Here is a 17,038-nt window from a genome sequence, read left to right on the forward strand (position 1 = left end):
CGAACTGATCGCTCCGATCGCGATGGAAGACGGCCTGCGTTTCGCCATCCGCGAAGGCGGCCGCACCGTCGGCGCCGGCGTCGTCTCGAAAATCATCGAGTAATTCGCACAAGCGAATGATCAAACGGAAAGGGCGTCCCTCGGGGCGCCCTTTTTGTTTGGATTCAATAATCACGAGACGCGCACAAAAAGTGTGTCGAAAATCATCGCGCAAGGCGCGCTTGCCGCGCCTGGTTGCGGCAGGCGATTTTCCAAAGGAAAATCTGCCGAAAGCAACACGGTGAGGAAATCAGAGAAGGCCGCTCCCAATGGGGCGGCCTTTTTTGCGTCTGGGGCTCGGAAAACGACCGCTTCGACCCGGGAACCAGAGAGAATTGGTGGTTATGCAGGACACACTCGCCCGTGCATTGCATGACATGTCTTGCCAATGGGGTAGAAGGTTCAGAAATTAACCAATATCGAAGTCGACCAGCGGCGACTCCATGTAAATTCGACAGCCCGGATACAGTACAGAGCCCGGTTTTTTGCACGTTTTCACGTTGGTGATTGGACCGCTGGAATTGCGGTAAATATTCAGCTCTGTATCGCCGTAGGCGCTGGTTTTTTGGATCTCGGAAAGGCGGCGCACCAGACACTAACGTTTTCAGCCCAAGTGATAGACTCGACCGCATAAAACGCTGGTACATCAGTGGCTGTATACCCGCGAACGGGGGTGACATGATATGCAGTGAGGTCATCCATCGGGACTTAGTCGGTCGACAACGTTTCGACATAGGGCCCCTCCAGGTTTTTGGGCAAAAGCTCAGGTTGCCAGGGGGTGAAAGCTTCACCTTGAATCAGTAAAACTTGGTCTTGCCGCGTCGCGTTGTTTCGAAATTTAAGTCGTGGATCGAAATAACCGCGCGGGGTGCTTAAGCAAACCTTTTCGATGTACGGCTGAAATTCCAGGAAAACGGTTATATTGTCAGACTGAACGGTCGGGTAAATGAAATCAGATGGCTCGAATGTGGATGCGTCGTAGGGGTCTGCCTTGCCCTTCACCATGCGCTCAATCTGAGCCGCCTGTGCTTTCTGTTTCTGGCTTGGGAGAAATGGACCAACAAAAAGTGCGGCGCAAATTGCCCCCCCAGCGCAACAACAAAAAGCTTTGTAGAAATTATTGCATTCTGCTTAAGGTAGATATGAGTGTGTCAAGGGCGCTGGTATTGATCAAGACAGCTCATAGTGCCGTCGAGACCCGTCGGCTTTCTCAGCAGACCGCCTTGCGATCAGTTGCATATTGATGAGCGACGGTTGACGAACGCGACAAATTCCTCCCAGCCTCTGGTGCGCGTTCTCATGCAGAACGTAAAGGCGGCGGCATGCGCAGCGTTTGGGTTCCATGGGGCTTGGAGCAGCATGACCGATATCAGGTCGACGGCCGTGGTCGCGGAGGAAACGCTGCCCAGGGCAAACCGGACGGCCCTATTCCGGCGCCCAGGGTTCTCGACCGACGATCCGGTCTGCTTCGGCGGTGATGTCGTTCATGTGCTGTTCCAGACTGAGACGAAGCGATTCGATCTCTTGTTCCGTCGCCTTGCGCGGGACGGTTTCGGTCCATTCGCGGCACAGGAACACCCCTTCGTTTCGCCAGGGGCGAGGCAGCAGGAGACGATCCCAAGTGCCGGCCTCACGGCCATGGCGCACGGAATATGTGATCCCGAACACTCGTTTGCCCGAACTGCGTGCCCATACCAGCGGAACAGTTGAACAAATCCGCTCGGGTCCTCGTGGGCCGTCTGCGGCTATGCCGATTGAGATGCCCTGCTTCATCTTGCCCAACACTTCGCGCGAGAGCGCCACATGACGTTTGTGGCTGGACATGGCGATGGTGTCCATTCCGAACAGTTTCTGCACCCGCCCCACCATGCTGCCGGCGCGCGCGGCCGAGGTGATGGAACAGATGCGCCCCTTGTCCAGCGGGAAGAAATAGGGGGACTGCGCCAGACGCTGATGCCACAACACCACGATGACCGGCTCGCCCTGTTCGGCCAGCTTGTCCAGCTCTTCATAGCCGATCCGTTGCCATCGCGTGTTGCGATGGACCAGTCGAATATATCCGGCGATGCGCCGAGCCAACCAGTTCAGAACGGCTTCGCTGTCTGCAATCTTCTTGCGCAGGCTCACGGCGGGTATCCTCTTTCTGGCCGAGCCCTGTCTTAGCGAACTGCACGGCCTGCGCAACTTGTTTGTCGAAACCGGAAGGCGCGGGAAACTGCAAAAAGCCTCTTGAGTCCGCCGCGTGGCTGGCATATCTGAGGCGCAGTACAGGGGTATAGCTCAGTTGGTAGAGCGACGGTCTCCAAAACCGTAGGTCGCGGGTTCGAACCCTGCTGCCCCTGCCATTTACCGCACATCGATCGTTGCTTTGCCGCCGAACCCACGCGCGCAACGAACGTGCAATCATGGTTTCTTCCGCCTAGCAAATGGCCTATTGTCCGCGTGATCGCAGGAACAGCTGAACGAGGTCACATGTCGCGCTTTGACGGATATTTCCTGCGGCAATTGCTGGTGCTTTTCGGCTTTTTCACCTTGGTGCTGGTGGGGGTCTTCTGGATCACCCGCTCGGTCAGCCTGTTCGAGCGGGTCATCAGCGGCGGTCAGTCGGCTATGGTGTTCCTCGAGTTCACTGCGCTGACTTTGCCGACGCTGATCCGCACGGTAATGCCGATGGCCGTGTTCGCGGCGGCCGTATATGTCACCAACCGCCTGACCCGCGAAAGCGAGCTGACGGTGATGCTGGCCACGGGCTCAAGCCCATGGCGGTTGGGGCGCGCGGTTTTCCTGTTCGGGGTGGTCACAGGGGTGATGATGGCGATCATCAGCGTGTTCCTGCGCCCCGCTTCGGTCGATCAGCTCGAACGGCGCGAATCCGAAGTGGCCGCCGATGTCACTGCGCAGTTGCTGAACGAAGGCGAATTCATGCATCCGGTGCCGGGCGTCACGGTCTATATTGGCCGAATCGATCTGGACGGCACGTTGCACGAAGTCTTCGTGTCGGACCGGCGTGACAGGGCCAATCCGGCTACCTATTCCAGCACCTCGGCCTATCTGGTGAACAATGGGTCGGGCGTGCATCTGGTCATGGTTGACGGGCTGGCACTAAGGCTGAACCGGGCCGGCCGAACGCTTGCATCGACGCGGTTCGAGGATGCCGCCTATGACATCTCGGAGCTGACGCGAAAATCGGACTTGGGACAGCGCAGCATCGAAGCCATCTCGACGGCCGAACTTCTGGGCGACCTGGATACCTTGGCCGCGCAAGAGGGCCATTCCATCGGGCAGTTGGTGGATGAGCTGCATCAGCGGTTCTCGTGGGTTGCGATCTGCGTGGCCGTTGCCATGGTAGGATATGCAACGCTGATGCTGGGCAGTTTTTCGCGTTTCGGTCTCTGGCCGCAGATATTCGGGGCCTTCACGATCCTTGTTCTGCTTGAAGGCGTGCGTGGGTTCGTTTCGCCGATCGTCATCGGCGACCCGCAGTTGTGGCCGCTTCTCTATGCGCCAGCGGCGCTTGGCGTGATTGTGTCGGGAGTGTTTCTGGCCCTGGCTGGCCGGCCGTTGACCCGTAGACGCGGCCGGTCCGATGCGGCTTGTCAGGCGGCGGCCTGACGGATACTGCGCGGGTCATTTCGCTTTGAGGATGCAATCCGCCGCGCTACTCTCGGGGCAATATCCAACCGAGGGGCGCGCCATGCCAGACAATCGCCACACACCCAACTGGACCAGTTTCGAAGAGGCAACGAAGGCCGATTGGGATGCGGTCATGGCCTACGAGGACGCCTACAACGCTGCCCTGCCGGACCGCATCCTCGACGCCATCCGGTCACTGGACGAGGACTGGACGCCCTATCCGATCAACCGCTACCAGCATTGCCTGCAGGCCGCGACGCGCGCCTACGAGGATGGCGCGGACGAGGAAATCGTGATTGCGGCACTGGTGCATGACGTGGGCGACATCCTGTCGCCCTACAACCACGGCGAGCTGTCAGCGGCGATGATGAAGCCCTACGTGAGCGAAAAGGCTTATTGGATTTTGAAACATCACTGCGTGTTTCAGGGTTATTACTATAACCACCATCTGGGCGGAGACCGCAATGCGCGCGACAAGTATCGCGACAGCCCCTATTGGGAGGACTGCCGCCATTTTTGCCATGAATACGATCAGAAGGCGTTTGACCCGGACTATCCGACCAGGCCCCTGGAGTTTTTCGAGCCTATGTTGCGCCGCATCCTGAACAGGGGCGAGGGGCACATGGAGCTCAACGAGACCGCCGAGGACTAGCAGGAGGCCATCAGGCGATAGACGATCTGCGCGGCGGTGAAATCCCACGCCGCGTTGCCGTCCGGGGCCAGTTCCACCACGTCCAAGCCGACGCAGCGGCGGCCCTTCAGGGCGTGCTCGACGAGGTGCAGCGCCTGATAGTATCCCAGCCCGCCCGGAACCGGCGTGCCGGTTGCGGGCATCAGCGACGGGTCCAGCCCGTCGACGTCAAAGCTGACATAGACCAGTTCGGGGAAATCCTCGGGCAGATCGACGGCATGGATGTTGCCGGTCACCAGTTCCTCGGCATCAACGTGAAAGACGTGGTGGCGCAAACGGCTCTGGGCCTCTTCCTCGCAGAAGGCGCGGACGCCGAACTGGGCCAGGCGGATACCTTCTTCGGCCAGCAGGTGCATGACCGAGGCGTGGCTGTGCTTTTCGCCCTGGTAGGCATTGCGCAGGTCGGCATGGGCGTCGATCTGCACGATGCCGAGAGGCTGACCCAAGGCGCGGGCTACACCCATGACCGCGCCGTAGCTGAGCGAGTGTTCGCCGCCCAGCGTGACTGGCACCTTGCCGGCGCGGACGGCCACCTCGGTGCGCTGGGCCAGACGCTCCATGACGTCCGGCAGCGGGCCTTCGCAGTCCAGCGGGGGCTCGGTGAAGATGCCTTCGACACAGGGTTCGGCATGCCCGGTGATGCGTTCGAGCTCATTGCTGGCCTCGATTATCGCGGCGGGTCCGCCTGCCGTGCCCGAGCCGTAGGAGACCGTGCGCTCCAGAGGCACCGGGATCACGCGGAACCGGGCGTCTTCGCTGCGTTCGGCCTCGGTCAGTTCGCTGTCGAGGAAAATGCTCATGAAAGCCTCTCTTTGAAGTCGTCGTAGCCGAATTGCCTGATGATCTTCAGCTCATCGGTTTCGCTGTTCCACAGGGCGATCGTGGGCAGGGGCACACCGTTGAACGTGTTGGTCTTGACCATCGAGTAATGCGCCTGATCGAGGAAGGCAAAGCGCTGCCCGATCCGCAGCGGCTCGGCCCAGGTGTAATCGCCGATCACGTCGCCCGCCAGGCACGAGGGGCCGCCCAGACGATAGGTGTGGCCGGTTTCGGCCTCGTCCATCAGGGCGGGGCGATAGGGGGCTTCGATCACGTCGGGCATGTGGCAGGTGGCCGAGATGTCGGTGATCGCCAGATCCATGCCGTTGTGTGGCAGGTCCAGGATTTCGCCCACCAGGATGCCCGCATCCAGCGCCACCGCCTCGCCGGGTTCCAGATAGACCTCGACGCCGTATTCTGTGTGGATGTGTTTGATGAAATCCACCAGCCCGTCGCGGTCATAGTCGCTGCGGGTGATGTGGTGGCCGCCGCCGAAATTCAGCCATTTCAGGCCGTTCAGGAAAGGCGCCAGTTTCGGTTCGACCGCGGCCCAGGTGCGCGCCAGCGGTTCGAACCCCTGTTCGCAGAGCGTGTGCATGTGCAGGCCATCCACGCCTTCCAGCGCCTTGGCGTCCAACTGGCTGACCGGGGTGCCGAGGCGCGAGCACGGAGCGCAGGGGTCGTATTTCGCAACCTCGCCTTCGGAGTGTTCGGGGTTGATGCGCAGCCCGACCTGCCGCCCGGCGGCCTGAGCCTTGGCCAGAAAGCGGTCTTTCTGGGCCGGGCTGTTGAAGATGATGTGATCCGACAGGGCGAGGATTTCGTCGATGTCGGAATCCTTGTAACCCGCGCAGAAGGTCGCGACCTCGCCGCCATATTCCTCGCGGCCCAGCCGGGCCTCGTAGATGCCGCTGGCGCAGGTCCCGCCGAGATACCGGCGCACCAGTGGCGCCAGCGCGAACATCGAAAAAGCCTTGAGCGCGGACAGGATATGCGCGCCGGAACGCTCGCCGATATCGGCCAGAACCGCCAGGTTTCGCTCCACCGCTTTTTCGTCGACGACGAAGCAGGGGGAAGGGACGCGGTTCAGGTCGAAGTGGCGGAAGGCGCCGGCATCTCCGGCCTGTGTCTGCATCAATTGGGTCATGTCCGGCATCTCCTGAAAGTGGAGAGGCCGGGGGCGCTGCCCCCGGACCCCCGGGATATTTTGGGCCAGATGAAGCAGGACGGTCGCGCGGACCGCCCCGAGGGATCAGAAATCGACGGGGCCGTCGAGTTCGTGGACTTGCCAGGGCAGGCCGTGCTTGTTCAGCATGTCCATGAAATCATCCGGGTCGAGCTGTTCCATGTTCCACACGCCCGGCTCGCGCCAGTTGCCCTTCAGCACCTGTGCCGCGCCGATCATGGCCGGGACGCCGGTGGTGTAGCTGACGGCTTGGCTGCCGACCTCGCGGTAGCATTCCTCGTGGTCGCAGATGTTGTAGATGTAGTAGGTCTTTTCGCCCGAGCCGTCCTTGGCCTGGCCGGTGGCGATGTCACCGATGCAGGCCTTGCCCTTGGTTTCGGCGCCCAGATCGCCGGGGTCGGGCAGCAGCGTCTTCAGGAACTGGATCGGGATGATCTCGACCCCGTTATGCACCACCGGGTCGATCCGGGTCATACCGACATTCTGCAGCACCTTGGCATGAGTGATGTAGGCATCGCCGAAGGTCATCCAGAAACGGGCACGCTCGATCTCGGGGAAGTGGGTCGAGAGCGATTCGAGTTCCTCGTGATACATCAGGTACATGTTCTTCGGCCCAATGCCGGGGAAGTCGAACTCGACCTTGTGGGTCATGGCCGGCGTCACTTTCCATTCGCCGCCTTCCCAGTGGCGGGCGTCGGCCAGCACTTCGCGCAGGTTGATCTCGGGGTTGAAGTTGGTGGCGAATTCCTGATCGTTCTGGCCGCCATTGGCGTCCAGCACGTCGATCTGGCGGATCGTGTCCAGCTTGTGCTTCTTGAGCCACTTGGCAAAGACGGATGTAACGCCCGGGTCAAACCCCGACCCCAGAATGGCGGTCAGGCCGGCCTGTTTGAACTTGTCCTGATAGGCCCATTGCCAGTGGTATTCGAACTTGGCCTCGTCCTCGGGCTCGTAATTGGCTGTGTCCAGGTAGTGGCACCCGGCCTCGAGGCAGGCATCCATCAGCACCAGGTCCTGATAGGGCAGGGCAAGGTTCACCAGGATCTCGGCACCGGTTTCCTTGATCAGCTTGACGGTGTCGGCGATCTTGTAGGCGTCAAGCTCGGCCGTCTTGATGTCGACGCCGGTGCGTTCCTTGACCGACTTGGCGATGGCGTCGCATTTCGCCTTGGTGCGGCTGGCCAGCGTGATCTCGGTGAAGATGTCGGAATTCATCGCCATCTTGTGCACGGCGGCGTGGCTGACGCCACCCGCGCCAACAACCAGTGTCTTGCCCATGGGAAAATCTCCTTTCGCCGGGGTTATTCGTAATAGGTATAGCCGTTGATGCTGTCGCGGTAAGCGCTCATCAGGGTTTTGCGGTCCTTGGCCTTGAGCGTGCCGGTCGAAATCGCCTCGTCCACCATCTTGCGGAAGGCGGCAATGCAATCGCTCGGGTCGAACTCGACATAGGACAGGACTTCGCTGATGGTGTCGCCCTCTTGCTCGTGCAGCAGGTCGAACCCGCCATCGGCGCGCAGGTCGATGGTGACGACATTGGTGTCGCCGAACAGGTTGTGCAGGTCGCCAAGGGTTTCCTGATAGGCGCCGACGAAGAACACGCCCATGTAATAGTCGCGATCTTCGGGCAGGGAATGCACGGGCAGGCTGGGCGAGACGCCGTCAGCCAAGATGAACCGGTCGATCTTGCCGTCGCTATCACAGGTGATGTCGGACAGCACCGCGCGGCGGTCGGGGGCTTGATCCAGCATCTGCAGCGGCACGATCGGGTGCAGCTGGTCGATTGCCCAGACGTCGGGCAGCGACTGGAATAGCGAGAAGTTGCAGTGATAGATATCGGCCAGCTTCTCCAACTGGTCATCCACATCAGTATCGACCTCGTCCGAGGCCGCCAGCGCCTTGATCCGTGCCATCAGCGACAGGTAGATGCGCTCGGCCCGGGCCATCTGACGCAGGTCCACGTAACCGCGGCGGAACAGGGCCCGCAACTCGTTGCGGTAGAAGGTAGCGTCGTTCCAGCATTCCTGCAGGCGGTCGTGGCTGAGATAACCGTTCACCGCCGCCAGATCTGACACAAGGTGGTGGTCGTCGGGTTCCACCTCGGGGCCGTTGGGTGCGTCATAGAGCGTGCTTTCCAGCACGTTGAACACCAGCATCGACGAAGTCGCCACCACCGCGCGGCCGCTCTCGGTCACCAGCGTGGGATGGTCCACTTCGGCTTCGTCCATGGCATAGGCCACGGTTTCCACCACATTGGCGCAGTATTCCTCGACCGTGTAGTTGATCGAGTTCTCGGTCGCCTTCTTCTCGCCCGTGTAATCGACGCCCATGCCGCCGCCCAGATCCAGGTGCGTCAGCGGCACGCCCTCGCGGGTCAGTTCGGTGTAATAACGGCAGGCCTCGCCCACGGCGCGGCGCACGTCGTTCACGTCGGGCACCTGGCTGCCCAGATGCGAATGCTGCAGCTTCAGGCAATGCAGCAGGCCCGCATCGCGCAGCTTGTCGACGACCGCGACCAGCTGATCGGTGTTCATGCCAAAGGTCGACCGATCCCCCGAGCTTTCCTGCCATTTGCCGCTGATCTGGTTGGTCAGTTTCACTCGCACGCCAAGCAGCGGCTCGATGCCCAGCTCGTTGTAAACCTCGATGACCGTGTCGGCCTCTTTCGGGCTTTCCAGAACGATGACCGTGTTGAACCCGATCTTGCGGCTGAGAATGGCCAACTCGATGAACTCTGCGTCCTTGACCCCGTTACATACGATCAGCGCCTCGGGGGCCAGACGGTGCGCCAGGGCGATCACCAGTTCGGGCTTCGAACCGGCTTCGAGCCCATAATTGTATTGCTTGCCGAACTCGACGATCCGGTCGACGACCTGCGCCTGCTGGTTCACCTTGATCGGGAACACGCCGCGATAGGACCCCTTGTAGCCGGTACGCGCGATCGCATCGCGGAAGCTTTCGTTGATGTGCGCGATCTCGCGTTCCAGATACGAGCTGATGCGCAGGATCATCGGCGCTTTGATCCCGCGCTGATCAAGGTCGTGCAGAATGCCGGGCAGGCTGATTGCCGCCGCATCGGGTGCCATGGGATTGCGCAGACCGATCTCGCCGTCCTCCGTCACCTCGATGAGACCCTTGCCCCATTTTTCAACTCCGTAGATGGAATGCGGTGCGACGGGCGTCTGTTTCAATCCAGTCAGTCCTTGCGTTGCAGGCGTGAAAATTTCGCCCGCCAATACGGCAGCTGTTCGATTCTTCCAAGTGTAATCTGTTTCGGAGGTTAGCCCAATTCAGATCACGGGTCGAATGGGAACCAGATGGTTGTCCCAGTGGACCCGAGGATGGGGCGATACCGCCGGGGTTGGCCCAGCCAAATGCCCCACATCGCCGTGCCCGGTGGTAAAGACAAAGCCGGATGGCCCAGGGCCCAACCCGCACACGTCGCTGAACGAATGGGCGCGGTCAAAACGGACCGCCTCGGCATCAAAGACGAGCAGCGCGTTGCCGCGCGGGCAGGTGATGGCGACCTGTCGTCCCTCGGCGGAAAAGGCGACACTGCCCGCATAGCCGGCTAGCGTCGCCTGTATGTCTTCCGGCACAGACAGCAGGTGGTAACGGCCACCCCGCCGATGCAGCCCCAGCAGGGCCGGCTTGTGGGAGAAGTCGCCCTGCCACTGCATTGCAAAGGCCAGCAGGCCATCCGCGCGAACGGCCAGATGTCGGATCGAATTCTTGTGTAGCGCCGCGGGGAGTTCGACCTGCTCCAGAACCGATCCGTCGAGGCTGACATAGGTCAGGTTCGAGCGCATGGTCGGCAGGTTCAGCTTGGTGCGCCCTGTGTCCGGATGGGTTTCGATGCCGCCGTTGGCGATGGCCAGAGACTTGCCGTCGGGCATCAATACCACGTCATGGGGGCCGACCCCAGACGAAGAAAACTCGCCCATCCGGGCATAGCCCTCGGCCGCGTCCCAGACGCCGATGACCCCGGTGCCTGCCTCGTAGTCGTTTTCGGTGGTGAACAAACGGCGGCCGTCGGGCGAAAACGCGCCGTGGCCATAGAAATGACGCCCGTCCGGCGCCTTGAGCCGGGCCAGTTGGTCCCCGGTCGCGCAATCGATCACCAGCGCAAACCGCCCCGGACGGCGCGCGAATGCAACGGCCCGCGCGAGATGCGGATGGGCGGCGGCGGCGTGCCCGCGGCCGGGCAGGGGGATCGAGAACCGAACCTCCCCTGAACTGGTCAACCCAACCAAGCGGTACAACCCATCTTTCAACAAGGCGGCTGACAGAAAGTCGGGCGAGCCGACCGACGCCCAGCCAGGCAGGGGGGCAAGAGCGGCGGCTGCCAGACCGGCCAGAAATCCTCGGCGGCTGGTCATGGGTCAGTCTCCGTCCAGCGAATTGAACCCGGCGCTGATACCCAGGGTCGGACCCAGCTGTGCGGCGGCAAGGCTGCGGATGTCGTTGATCGACTGCCGTAGCGCCTCGACCCGAAACCGCCCCTGTGGCTCGGCCACGCCGGCCAGCGCGGGATCATCCAGCGCCTGCGCCCGGGCGATGCTGCGGGCAAAGGCATCGTCCAGCGAGGCCGCAATCTGCGGGTGGTCGGCCGCCAGTCGCGCCGCCAGATCGCGCAGCGCCACCAGCGACAGTTCCACATGCCGCAGAGACCGCAGCGACCTGCGGGCCTCGGCCCGGTTGGGGCGGGGGCGGTCGAAACTGCCCATCGGGCGGCCCAGACGGGTATCGGCCGTGAATTCGAGCCCGATGACAAGGGCCTTGTAGAGCTCCTGCAGGGCTTCGTTGGACGACCGATAGGGGCTGTCCGGCCCGGGTTGGGTAATGATGCGGGCATAGCCGTGCCAGTCCCGGTCGATGGCCCGGGTGGTGCGATGGATGTCGGCGGCGATGGCGCGGATCAACCCGCAGCGATAGGCCGCATCGCCCTGATCGGCAAAGGCCGGGTCGTACAGCATCCTCTCGAGCGCGAGGAAACCGCGCCCGGCGATCGAGGTTTCGGCAAAGGCATCGGGGTCGGCAATGGCCGGGTCTTCGGCCGCGATCATCGTCGACAGCGCCTTGGGCGTGAACCCTTTGCTGTCGGGCCAGAAGGCCAGGGCAAAGGCACGGTTACCGACTTCGGTCGGGCCGAACCGCAGGTGGCTGGCGGATATCCAGGCGTCGAAGGCGGCGTGATAGGCCGCGCGCAGATCGGCGGACCCCGGCGCGCAGTCGGCGCGAGCAGTGGCATCCAGCGCAGCCGTCGCTTCGACAAGGCGGTCGAAACGCGGCAGGATATGGGCCTTGGTTACGTCGACCAGGACCGCATCGCGGTTCTGTGCCATCGCGTACAGCGGGATCAAGGCGGAAAGGATCACGGCAATCAGGCGCATCGGTCACAGACTTTCGAGGAACCGGATCAACGCATCGCGGTCGGGCTTGGGCATGGAAACGACCGCATTGCGCGCGGCTTGGGCCTCGCCCCCGTGCCACAGGACCGCTTCGAGAAGCGAGCGCGCGCGGCCGTCATGCAGGAACTGAGTGTGCCCCGAGACCCGTTCGGTCAGGCCGATGCCCCATAGTGGCGCGGTGCGCCATTCGCGGCCCGTGGCGCGGGCCTCGGGGCGGTTGTCGGCCAGTCCCTCGCCCATGTCGTGCAGCAGCAGGTCCGTGTAGGGCCAGATCAGCTGGAAACTGTGCTCGGGCCAGTCGGGCAGGCGGTGGGTGACGAAAGCGGGCGTGTGACAGGACGCGCAGCCAATGGTGTGGAACACCTCTTTCCCGCGCAGAACCTGCGGGTCATCCACATCGCGCCGGGCGGGAACGCCCAAGTTGCGGCTGTAGAAGGCCACCAGATCCATGCCCTGCTGGTCGATCTCGAAGCCGCGTTCGTCGCCGTCACCATGCGGGGCGGCCTGGCAATCGGCCTGCGCCGGGGTGCAGTCGCCAAAGGGCGCGGGGTAGAGCGGGCTGGAAATGCCGATATCGCCGGCGAAGGCTGCGGCTGACTGCTCCATGATCGTCGGCATGCCCGCCTTAAGCCCGAACCGGCCCAGCATGGGTTCGCCGAATTCCCTCGACCACACGATGTTGGGCCGCCCCGAGATCCCGTCTCCATCGGTATCTTCCGGGTCGGCCTGGGCCAGGATGTCCTCGGCCGGGATCGCCTCGAGCAGGCCCAGACCGATCATTTGCGGCGCAACGCGCGGGCTGAGCATCGCGTCAGGGTGCAAAGGCCCATAACCCAGATCGGCCGCTCTGTAGGTGGGCTTGCGCAGCGACACGGTTTCGCCGCCGGACAACTCCACCGGTATCTCCTCGTAGGTGATGTCCAGCCGGTACTCGGCCTTGTGGCCGGGTAGGGCAAAATCCTGCATTTGGCCGCCATAGGTGGGTTCGGGCAGGGTGGCGAGATAACCCTCGATCCCTTCCGGCGCGTCCGCGGGCGTCCCGGGGATGGAAACGCGCAGGAACATCGAAATGGCGTTGTCCTCGGGTCCGGCAGGGGGGTGGCCACGCCCGTCCTTGATGTGACAGCGCTGACACGACCGCGCGTTGAACAGCGGCCCCAACCCATCCGAGGCCAGGGTCGAGGACGGGGACGACACCCAGACCTTCTTGAACAGCCCGTTGCCGACCTTGAAATCCAGCTCCTGCTCAAAGCTCAGGTTGGCCGAGGGTTGCGAGAATGCATCCGCATCGGTCCGGGCGCGCACCGTCGCGGCGCCTGCCGGCAGGTCCTCATAGCGCTGGGGCTGGGTGAAATCCGACGGCGCTGCGGTAACTGTGGCGATCCGTGCCCGTTCAGCGTCGGTTCGGGGGAGGGGGTTCAAATGACTGTCCCGCAGATCTTGAGACAGGGAAGGCGTGGCCGCAAGGACGGCCACCGCCAGAAAACCAGACCTATTCGGCCTCGTCCATTTTCGATGTATTGAGTTGCGCATAATTTGCTTCGCCAAGCCTTTCATACAGGTCAAGCTGGGTTTCGAGGAAATCGATATGCCCTTCCTCGTCCGCCATGAGTTGTTCAAACAGCGCCATCGACACAAAGTCGCCGGCCTGTTGGCAGTATTCGCGCGCTTCCTTGTGCAAGGCCCGAGCGTCGATCTCGGCCGGCAGGTCGCATTCCAGCGTTTCCTTGGTCGTCTGACCGATACGCAGCGGGTCGAGCTTCTGCAGGTTGGGGTGGCCGCCCAGGAAGATGATCCGTGCGATCAGCTTGTCCGCGTGCTGCATCTCTTCGATGCTTTCCTCGCGGCTTCTCCTGGACATGTGGCCCCGGCCCCAGTCCTCTTGCAGGCGGTAGTGCAGCCAGTACTGGTTGACCGCCGTCAGTTCATGCCGCAGGGACGTGTTGAGGTATTCGATGACCTTTGGATCGCCTTTGATTTACGCTCTCCTGTGTTGACCCCGCACGAAGAGTCCGGAGTTGCATTGGAACCCCAAGGGTATCGGTTGTGCGCATAGTTTCGAGAAACAGTGGCATGCAGCCGCCGCAATCAGCCGATTTCCCCAGAGCGTGGTAGATTTTTCCCGGCGTGAAGATCGCTTGCGGATCTGCCGCGCTCTGGCTGGTGGCGTTTCAGTGAAAAACGGCATCAGGGTTGTCGAGGCTGTCAGACCCCTCGAACGCGATCTGGTCCAGATCCAGCGCTGTCACGATCCGCTCGATGGTCTTGGTCTGGTCGATCAGGGCGTTGACGCCCGCCATGATCAGCGCCTCGCCGCCCGCATGGCCGCGTTCGAGCATCTGGTCATAGGCCAGCCCGGCTTCGGCCGTGGTCTTGATCCGGCCCAGGGCCTGCATCGTGTTGGCCAGCTTGGTCTTCATCTCGTCGTCCAGTTCAGGGGCCGAGGCCAGAACCAGATCCGACAGGGAGGGACCGGAAACCAACGTGCCGTCGATGCGGACATAGCTGCCCAGATACACGTTCTGGATGCCCAGCCCGTCATAGTAGTGGCTGTTGTGGGTGTTGTCCGAGAAACAGTCATGTTCCTCTTCCGGGTCGTTCAGCATCAGGCCCAGGCGCATCCGCTCACCGGCTTGTTCGCCGTAGGACAGCGACCCCATCCCGGTCAGAATCGCGGTCAGACCAGCGCCTTCATTTTCGAACAGGGCTGCGCGGGCGGCGCCGCCATCGTGCCATTGGGTGGCCATCCATTCCAGGTCATTGACCAGCAGATCGGTTGCGGCCTGAAGGTATTGCGCACGCCGGTCGCAGTTCCCGTTGGTGCAGGCATCGCCCTGCGCATAGTCAGTCCACGGGCGGTTTCCGGCACTGGGACCATGGCCGTTCATGTCCTGTCCCCACAGCAGAAACTCGATGGCGTGATATCCGGTGGCCACGTTGGCCTCGATCCCGTCCGCCTCGTGCAGGGTTTCGGCCAGCAGAGTCGGGGTGATCTCGCTTGCATCGATGGTTTCTCCCGACAGTTGGAAGGTCGGGTTGGCGATCACGTTCAGGGCCGCAAGCGCGTTTTCGTCGGTGGCCCCGCCATAGGCCGCATCGACATAGTCGATCAGGCCTTCGTCCAGCGGCCAGGCGTTCACCTTGCCCTCCCAGTCATCGACGATCGGGTTGCCGAACCGAAAGACCTCGGATTGTTGATAGGGCACCCGAGCCGCGATCCAAGCCGCGCGAGCGGCCTGCATGGTCTGGGCCGAAGGGCGTTCGATCAACGCACCCACGGCCGCCCGCAGGCGGTTGGCTGCGGTCAGGCTGTCTTCGTAAGTGGCTTGGGCGATATCGGCATAGGTGTCCAGCACGGCTGAGGTCGCCGGAGCGCCTCCGGCTGATGCGGCCGAGGCGATCAGCAAGGTCAAGGTGCTGGCGGCGGAAAGAAAACGGGGCATATTTTCGGAGTCCTGTTTCAATGAAAATTCGGCGCGCGAAGTCGATGCGCGGCACCGAATTACTGAGTTAAATTGTCAGGTATGTCAATCTGAGTTTTTTTGTCAGCTTTTCGGGCGCGGCGATGCCGGGGCTTTGCATGGCGCGCCTCACTCGCCTCCCCATATCCGGCGAGGCTGAGACCCGCCGTTCTTTATTGCCTGACGGTCCGGGCCGGGTAGAATGACACGGTGATTTCGGGGTGGGTGATGCCTGTCGTGTTCAAGTATCTGGTGGTTTCTTTGCTGGTTCTGTCCACCGCATCCCGGGCGCAGGAGGCCAAAAGCGAAACGGGTCCCGCAACGCTTAAGATCGGCATCCACGCCATGGACCTTACACTGTCTCTGTCGGCGCCCGGTCTGGATATCGTCGGCTTCGACCTGCCCGCGGGCGACAATGCCCAGCGGGCCCAGGTGGCGGCGGCGGTCTCGGAACTCTCGCGGCCGCTGAAAATTTTTGTCGTGGCGCCCGAGGCGGACTGCGTCACGGTTTCCGCCAATGTGGCGCTTGTCGAAACGCCCGGCGGCGAGGGCCGCAAGGCGCCCGAGTTCGAGGCCGAGTATCTGATCCGTTGCCGCGACATCAGCGCGATCAGCGCCCTGCGCACCGCCTATTTCGACCGTTTCCCCAAGGCCCGCCGTCTGGTTGTGCTCGTCCGGTCCGAAACCGGCACGCGACGGTTCGACCTGACGCGCCAGAGCCCGGCAGCCGATCTGTCCGGGTTGACCTGACTCCAGCCATTCGGGTTCTAGGTCCTTTCGTGAAAGATGAAGCCTAAAAAGTTCAGCAGAATTTGCGCGGCCAGAATCTGGGTGCTTTCCGTAGGGTCATAGGCCGGAGCAACCTCGACCAGGTCGATGCCGATGACATCGCCCTGGCGGGCCAGCCCCTGAAGCAGTTCCAGCACATCATAGTACAGAAATCCGCCATGGCTGGGCGTTCCGGTGCCTGACGCGATCGAGGGGCAGAAGGCGTCGATGTCGATCGTCACATAATACCGTGCCCCGGCGGGAATGCGGTCGAGAACTGCTGGTGTTCCCAACTTGCGCACTTGCCGGACCGACAGGATGTCGGACCCGCGGGCGCGTGCGTCTTCGTATCCGTCCCGAGCGGTGGACGAGACGTTGCGAATGCCCAGTTGCGTCATGCCCGAGACATAGGGCTTCTCGATCGCGCGCCGCATCGGGTTGCCGTGTCCGGCCGTCACGCCGTGCCGCTCGTCCACAAAGTCCAGATGGGCGTCGATCTGGATCACATGGATCGGTCCGTTGCGGGCGCAATCATCGGCAAAGGCGTTGATGCAGGGAATGTTGACCGAATGATCGCCGCCGATCACGACCGGCAGCGCGTCTGCCTTCAGTATCTTGCGCACCCCGTGTTCGATGTTGGCATGGCTGGCTTCGGTTCGCGTGTGGATGATGTCGGCATCGCCCAGATCGACGATGCGCACGTCGCTGCCCAGATAGGTGGCGTCGTCTTCGTGGTCATAGGCGCCTGCATGGCCAAAGCTGAACAGGGTCGAGGCCTCGCGCACCGCCCTCGGGCCGAAACGGGCGCCACTGCGGTACTGGCATCCAAAGTCGAAAGGAGCGCCCAGAATGGCTACATCCGCGTCGATCCGGTCCCAATCCTGCACATAGGGTTTCTTCGCAAAGGTCGGAATGCCCACGAAAGGCAGGTTCAGGCGACCGGTCTCGTATCCGTGATCTGACATCTTGGCTCCGTTTGTTGCGTGCGCTGGCGGCGATCACGAGGCTAACAGCAACGTTGGCGCAATCA

General features: G+C 62.3%; 16 protein-coding genes and 1 tRNA gene. 5 read left to right on the forward strand and 12 right to left on the reverse strand.

Translation table 11 applies throughout. The features are described from left to right. Positions 1–103 (forward strand): EF-Tu C-terminal domain-related protein (locus AC2FME_RS12900; RefSeq protein WP_480918583.1); only part of this gene is annotated, 103 nt, incomplete at its 5' end. Between the two features lie 644 nt (positions 104–747). Here the strand turns inward: AC2FME_RS12900 and AC2FME_RS12905 are convergent. Both AC2FME_RS12905 and AC2FME_RS12910 read right to left on the reverse strand, forming a co-directional pair. Continuing rightward, positions 748–1,044, reverse strand: a complete 297-nt coding sequence (locus tag AC2FME_RS12905) for a hypothetical protein (protein WP_496800614.1) — start codon at positions 1,042–1,044, stop codon at positions 748–750. A 420-nt stretch (positions 1,045–1,464) separates the two neighbouring features. Continuing rightward, positions 1,465–2,166, reverse strand: coding sequence for a lysophospholipid acyltransferase family protein (locus AC2FME_RS12910; RefSeq protein WP_496683381.1), 702 nt, complete (start codon positions 2,164–2,166; stop codon positions 1,465–1,467). 142 nt (positions 2,167–2,308) lie between these two features. Between AC2FME_RS12910 and AC2FME_RS12915 the strand changes: the two genes are divergently transcribed. The 3 genes from AC2FME_RS12915 (at position 2,309) to AC2FME_RS12925 (ending at position 4,324) form a co-directional block, all read left to right on the forward strand. Further along, positions 2,309–2,384, forward strand: a tRNA-Trp gene (locus AC2FME_RS12915). A 127-nt stretch (positions 2,385–2,511) separates the two neighbouring features. Then, a complete protein-coding gene (gene lptF, locus AC2FME_RS12920; protein ID WP_496711310.1) occupies positions 2,512–3,651 on the forward strand; it encodes an LPS export ABC transporter permease LptF in 1,140 nt (379 codons plus the stop codon). A gap of 82 nt (positions 3,652–3,733) precedes the next feature. After that, positions 3,734–4,324, forward strand: coding sequence for an HD domain-containing protein (locus AC2FME_RS12925; protein WP_496800615.1), 591 nt, complete (start codon positions 3,734–3,736; stop codon positions 4,322–4,324). Here the strand turns inward: AC2FME_RS12925 and speB (AC2FME_RS12930) are convergent. The 9 genes from speB (AC2FME_RS12930) to AC2FME_RS12970 form a co-directional block, all read right to left on the reverse strand. Beyond that, positions 4,321–5,163, reverse strand: a complete 843-nt coding sequence (gene speB / locus AC2FME_RS12930; RefSeq protein WP_496800616.1) for an agmatinase — start codon at positions 5,161–5,163, stop codon at positions 4,321–4,323. The two genes, AC2FME_RS12925 and speB (AC2FME_RS12930), sit on opposite strands and share 4 nt — an antisense overlap. Beyond that, positions 5,160–6,329 (reverse strand): carboxynorspermidine decarboxylase, encoded by a 1,170-nt coding sequence (nspC, locus tag AC2FME_RS12935; RefSeq protein ID WP_496800617.1) that lies wholly within the window; start codon positions 6,327–6,329, stop codon positions 5,160–5,162. Before nspC ends, speB (AC2FME_RS12930) begins: the two co-directional genes overlap by 4 nt. Positions 6,330–6,434: 105 nt before the next feature. Then, positions 6,435–7,646: a saccharopine dehydrogenase family protein gene (locus AC2FME_RS12940; protein WP_496687182.1), complete on the reverse strand. Its 1,212-nt coding sequence runs from the start codon at positions 7,644–7,646 to the stop codon at positions 6,435–6,437. 23 nt (positions 7,647–7,669) lie between these two features. Beyond that, positions 7,670–9,559 carry a biosynthetic arginine decarboxylase gene (speA, locus tag AC2FME_RS12945; protein WP_496683395.1) on the reverse strand — a complete coding sequence of 630 codons (1,890 nt, stop codon included), beginning with the start codon at positions 9,557–9,559 and terminating at the stop codon, positions 7,670–7,672. A 99-nt stretch (positions 9,560–9,658) separates the two neighbouring features. Further along, entirely contained in the window at positions 9,659–10,747 is a 1,089-nt protein-coding gene (locus AC2FME_RS12950; protein ID WP_496800618.1) for a DUF1513 domain-containing protein, read from the reverse strand. 3 nt (positions 10,748–10,750) lie between these two features. Continuing rightward, the gene (locus tag AC2FME_RS12955) at positions 10,751–11,761 is read right to left on the reverse strand and encodes an imelysin family protein (RefSeq protein ID WP_496800619.1); all 1,011 of its coding nucleotides are present in this window, start codon (positions 11,759–11,761) and stop codon (positions 10,751–10,753) included. Between the two features lie 3 nt (positions 11,762–11,764). Further along, positions 11,765–13,312 carry a di-heme oxidoreductase family protein gene (locus AC2FME_RS12960; protein WP_496800620.1) on the reverse strand — a complete coding sequence of 516 codons (1,548 nt, stop codon included), beginning with the start codon at positions 13,310–13,312 and terminating at the stop codon, positions 11,765–11,767. Next, complete coding sequence (bfr, locus tag AC2FME_RS12965; protein ID WP_496743131.1) at positions 13,272–13,757, reverse strand: bacterioferritin; 486 nt, start codon at positions 13,755–13,757, stop codon at positions 13,272–13,274. Before bfr ends, AC2FME_RS12960 begins: the two co-directional genes overlap by 41 nt. A gap of 193 nt (positions 13,758–13,950) precedes the next feature. Further along, on the reverse strand, positions 13,951–15,222 hold the full coding sequence (locus tag AC2FME_RS12970) for an imelysin family protein (protein ID WP_496800621.1): 1,272 nt from the start codon (positions 15,220–15,222) through the stop codon (positions 13,951–13,953). Between the two features lie 246 nt (positions 15,223–15,468). On the opposite strand from AC2FME_RS12970, the gene AC2FME_RS12975 reads away from it, so the two are divergent. Beyond that, positions 15,469–15,990 (forward strand): ZrgA family zinc uptake protein, encoded by a 522-nt coding sequence (locus AC2FME_RS12975; RefSeq protein WP_496800622.1) that lies wholly within the window; start codon positions 15,469–15,471, stop codon positions 15,988–15,990. A gap of 17 nt (positions 15,991–16,007) precedes the next feature. Here the strand turns inward: AC2FME_RS12975 and speB (AC2FME_RS12980) are convergent, their stop codons facing one another. Continuing rightward, positions 16,008–16,973, reverse strand: a complete 966-nt coding sequence (speB, locus tag AC2FME_RS12980; RefSeq protein WP_496800623.1) for an agmatinase — start codon at positions 16,971–16,973, stop codon at positions 16,008–16,010. Between the last annotated feature and the right edge of the window lie 65 nt (positions 16,974–17,038).

This window comes from Ruegeria sp. BHSC026 (genome assembly GCF_059613065.1).

Bases quoted from the DNA above. Each gene is read 5' to 3' on its own strand.
- AC2FME_RS12905 (WP_496800614.1), bottom strand. From the start codon at position 1,044: ATGGTGAAGGGCAAGGCAGACCCCTACGACGCATCCACATTCGAGCCA.
- lptF (WP_496711310.1), top strand. From the start codon at position 2,512: ATGTCGCGCTTTGACGGATATTTCCTGCGGCAATTGCTGGTGCTTTTC.
- AC2FME_RS12925 (WP_496800615.1), top strand. From the start codon at position 3,734: ATGCCAGACAATCGCCACACACCCAACTGGACCAGTTTCGAAGAGGCA.
- speB (WP_496800616.1), bottom strand. From the start codon at position 5,163: ATGAGCATTTTCCTCGACAGCGAACTGACCGAGGCCGAACGCAGCGAA.
- nspC (WP_496800617.1), bottom strand. From the start codon at position 6,329: ATGACCCAATTGATGCAGACACAGGCCGGAGATGCCGGCGCCTTCCGC.
- AC2FME_RS12940 (WP_496687182.1), bottom strand. From the start codon at position 7,646: ATGGGCAAGACACTGGTTGTTGGCGCGGGTGGCGTCAGCCACGCCGCC.
- AC2FME_RS12950 (WP_496800618.1), bottom strand. From the start codon at position 10,747: ATGACCAGCCGCCGAGGATTTCTGGCCGGTCTGGCAGCCGCCGCTCTT.
- AC2FME_RS12955 (WP_496800619.1), bottom strand. From the start codon at position 11,761: ATGCGCCTGATTGCCGTGATCCTTTCCGCCTTGATCCCGCTGTACGCG.
- AC2FME_RS12960 (WP_496800620.1), bottom strand. From the start codon at position 13,312: ATGCGCAACTCAATACATCGAAAATGGACGAGGCCGAATAGGTCTGGT.
- AC2FME_RS12970 (WP_496800621.1), bottom strand. From the start codon at position 15,222: ATGCCCCGTTTTCTTTCCGCCGCCAGCACCTTGACCTTGCTGATCGCC.
- AC2FME_RS12975 (WP_496800622.1), top strand. From the start codon at position 15,469: ATGCCTGTCGTGTTCAAGTATCTGGTGGTTTCTTTGCTGGTTCTGTCC.
- speB (WP_496800623.1), bottom strand. From the start codon at position 16,973: ATGTCAGATCACGGATACGAGACCGGTCGCCTGAACCTGCCTTTCGTG.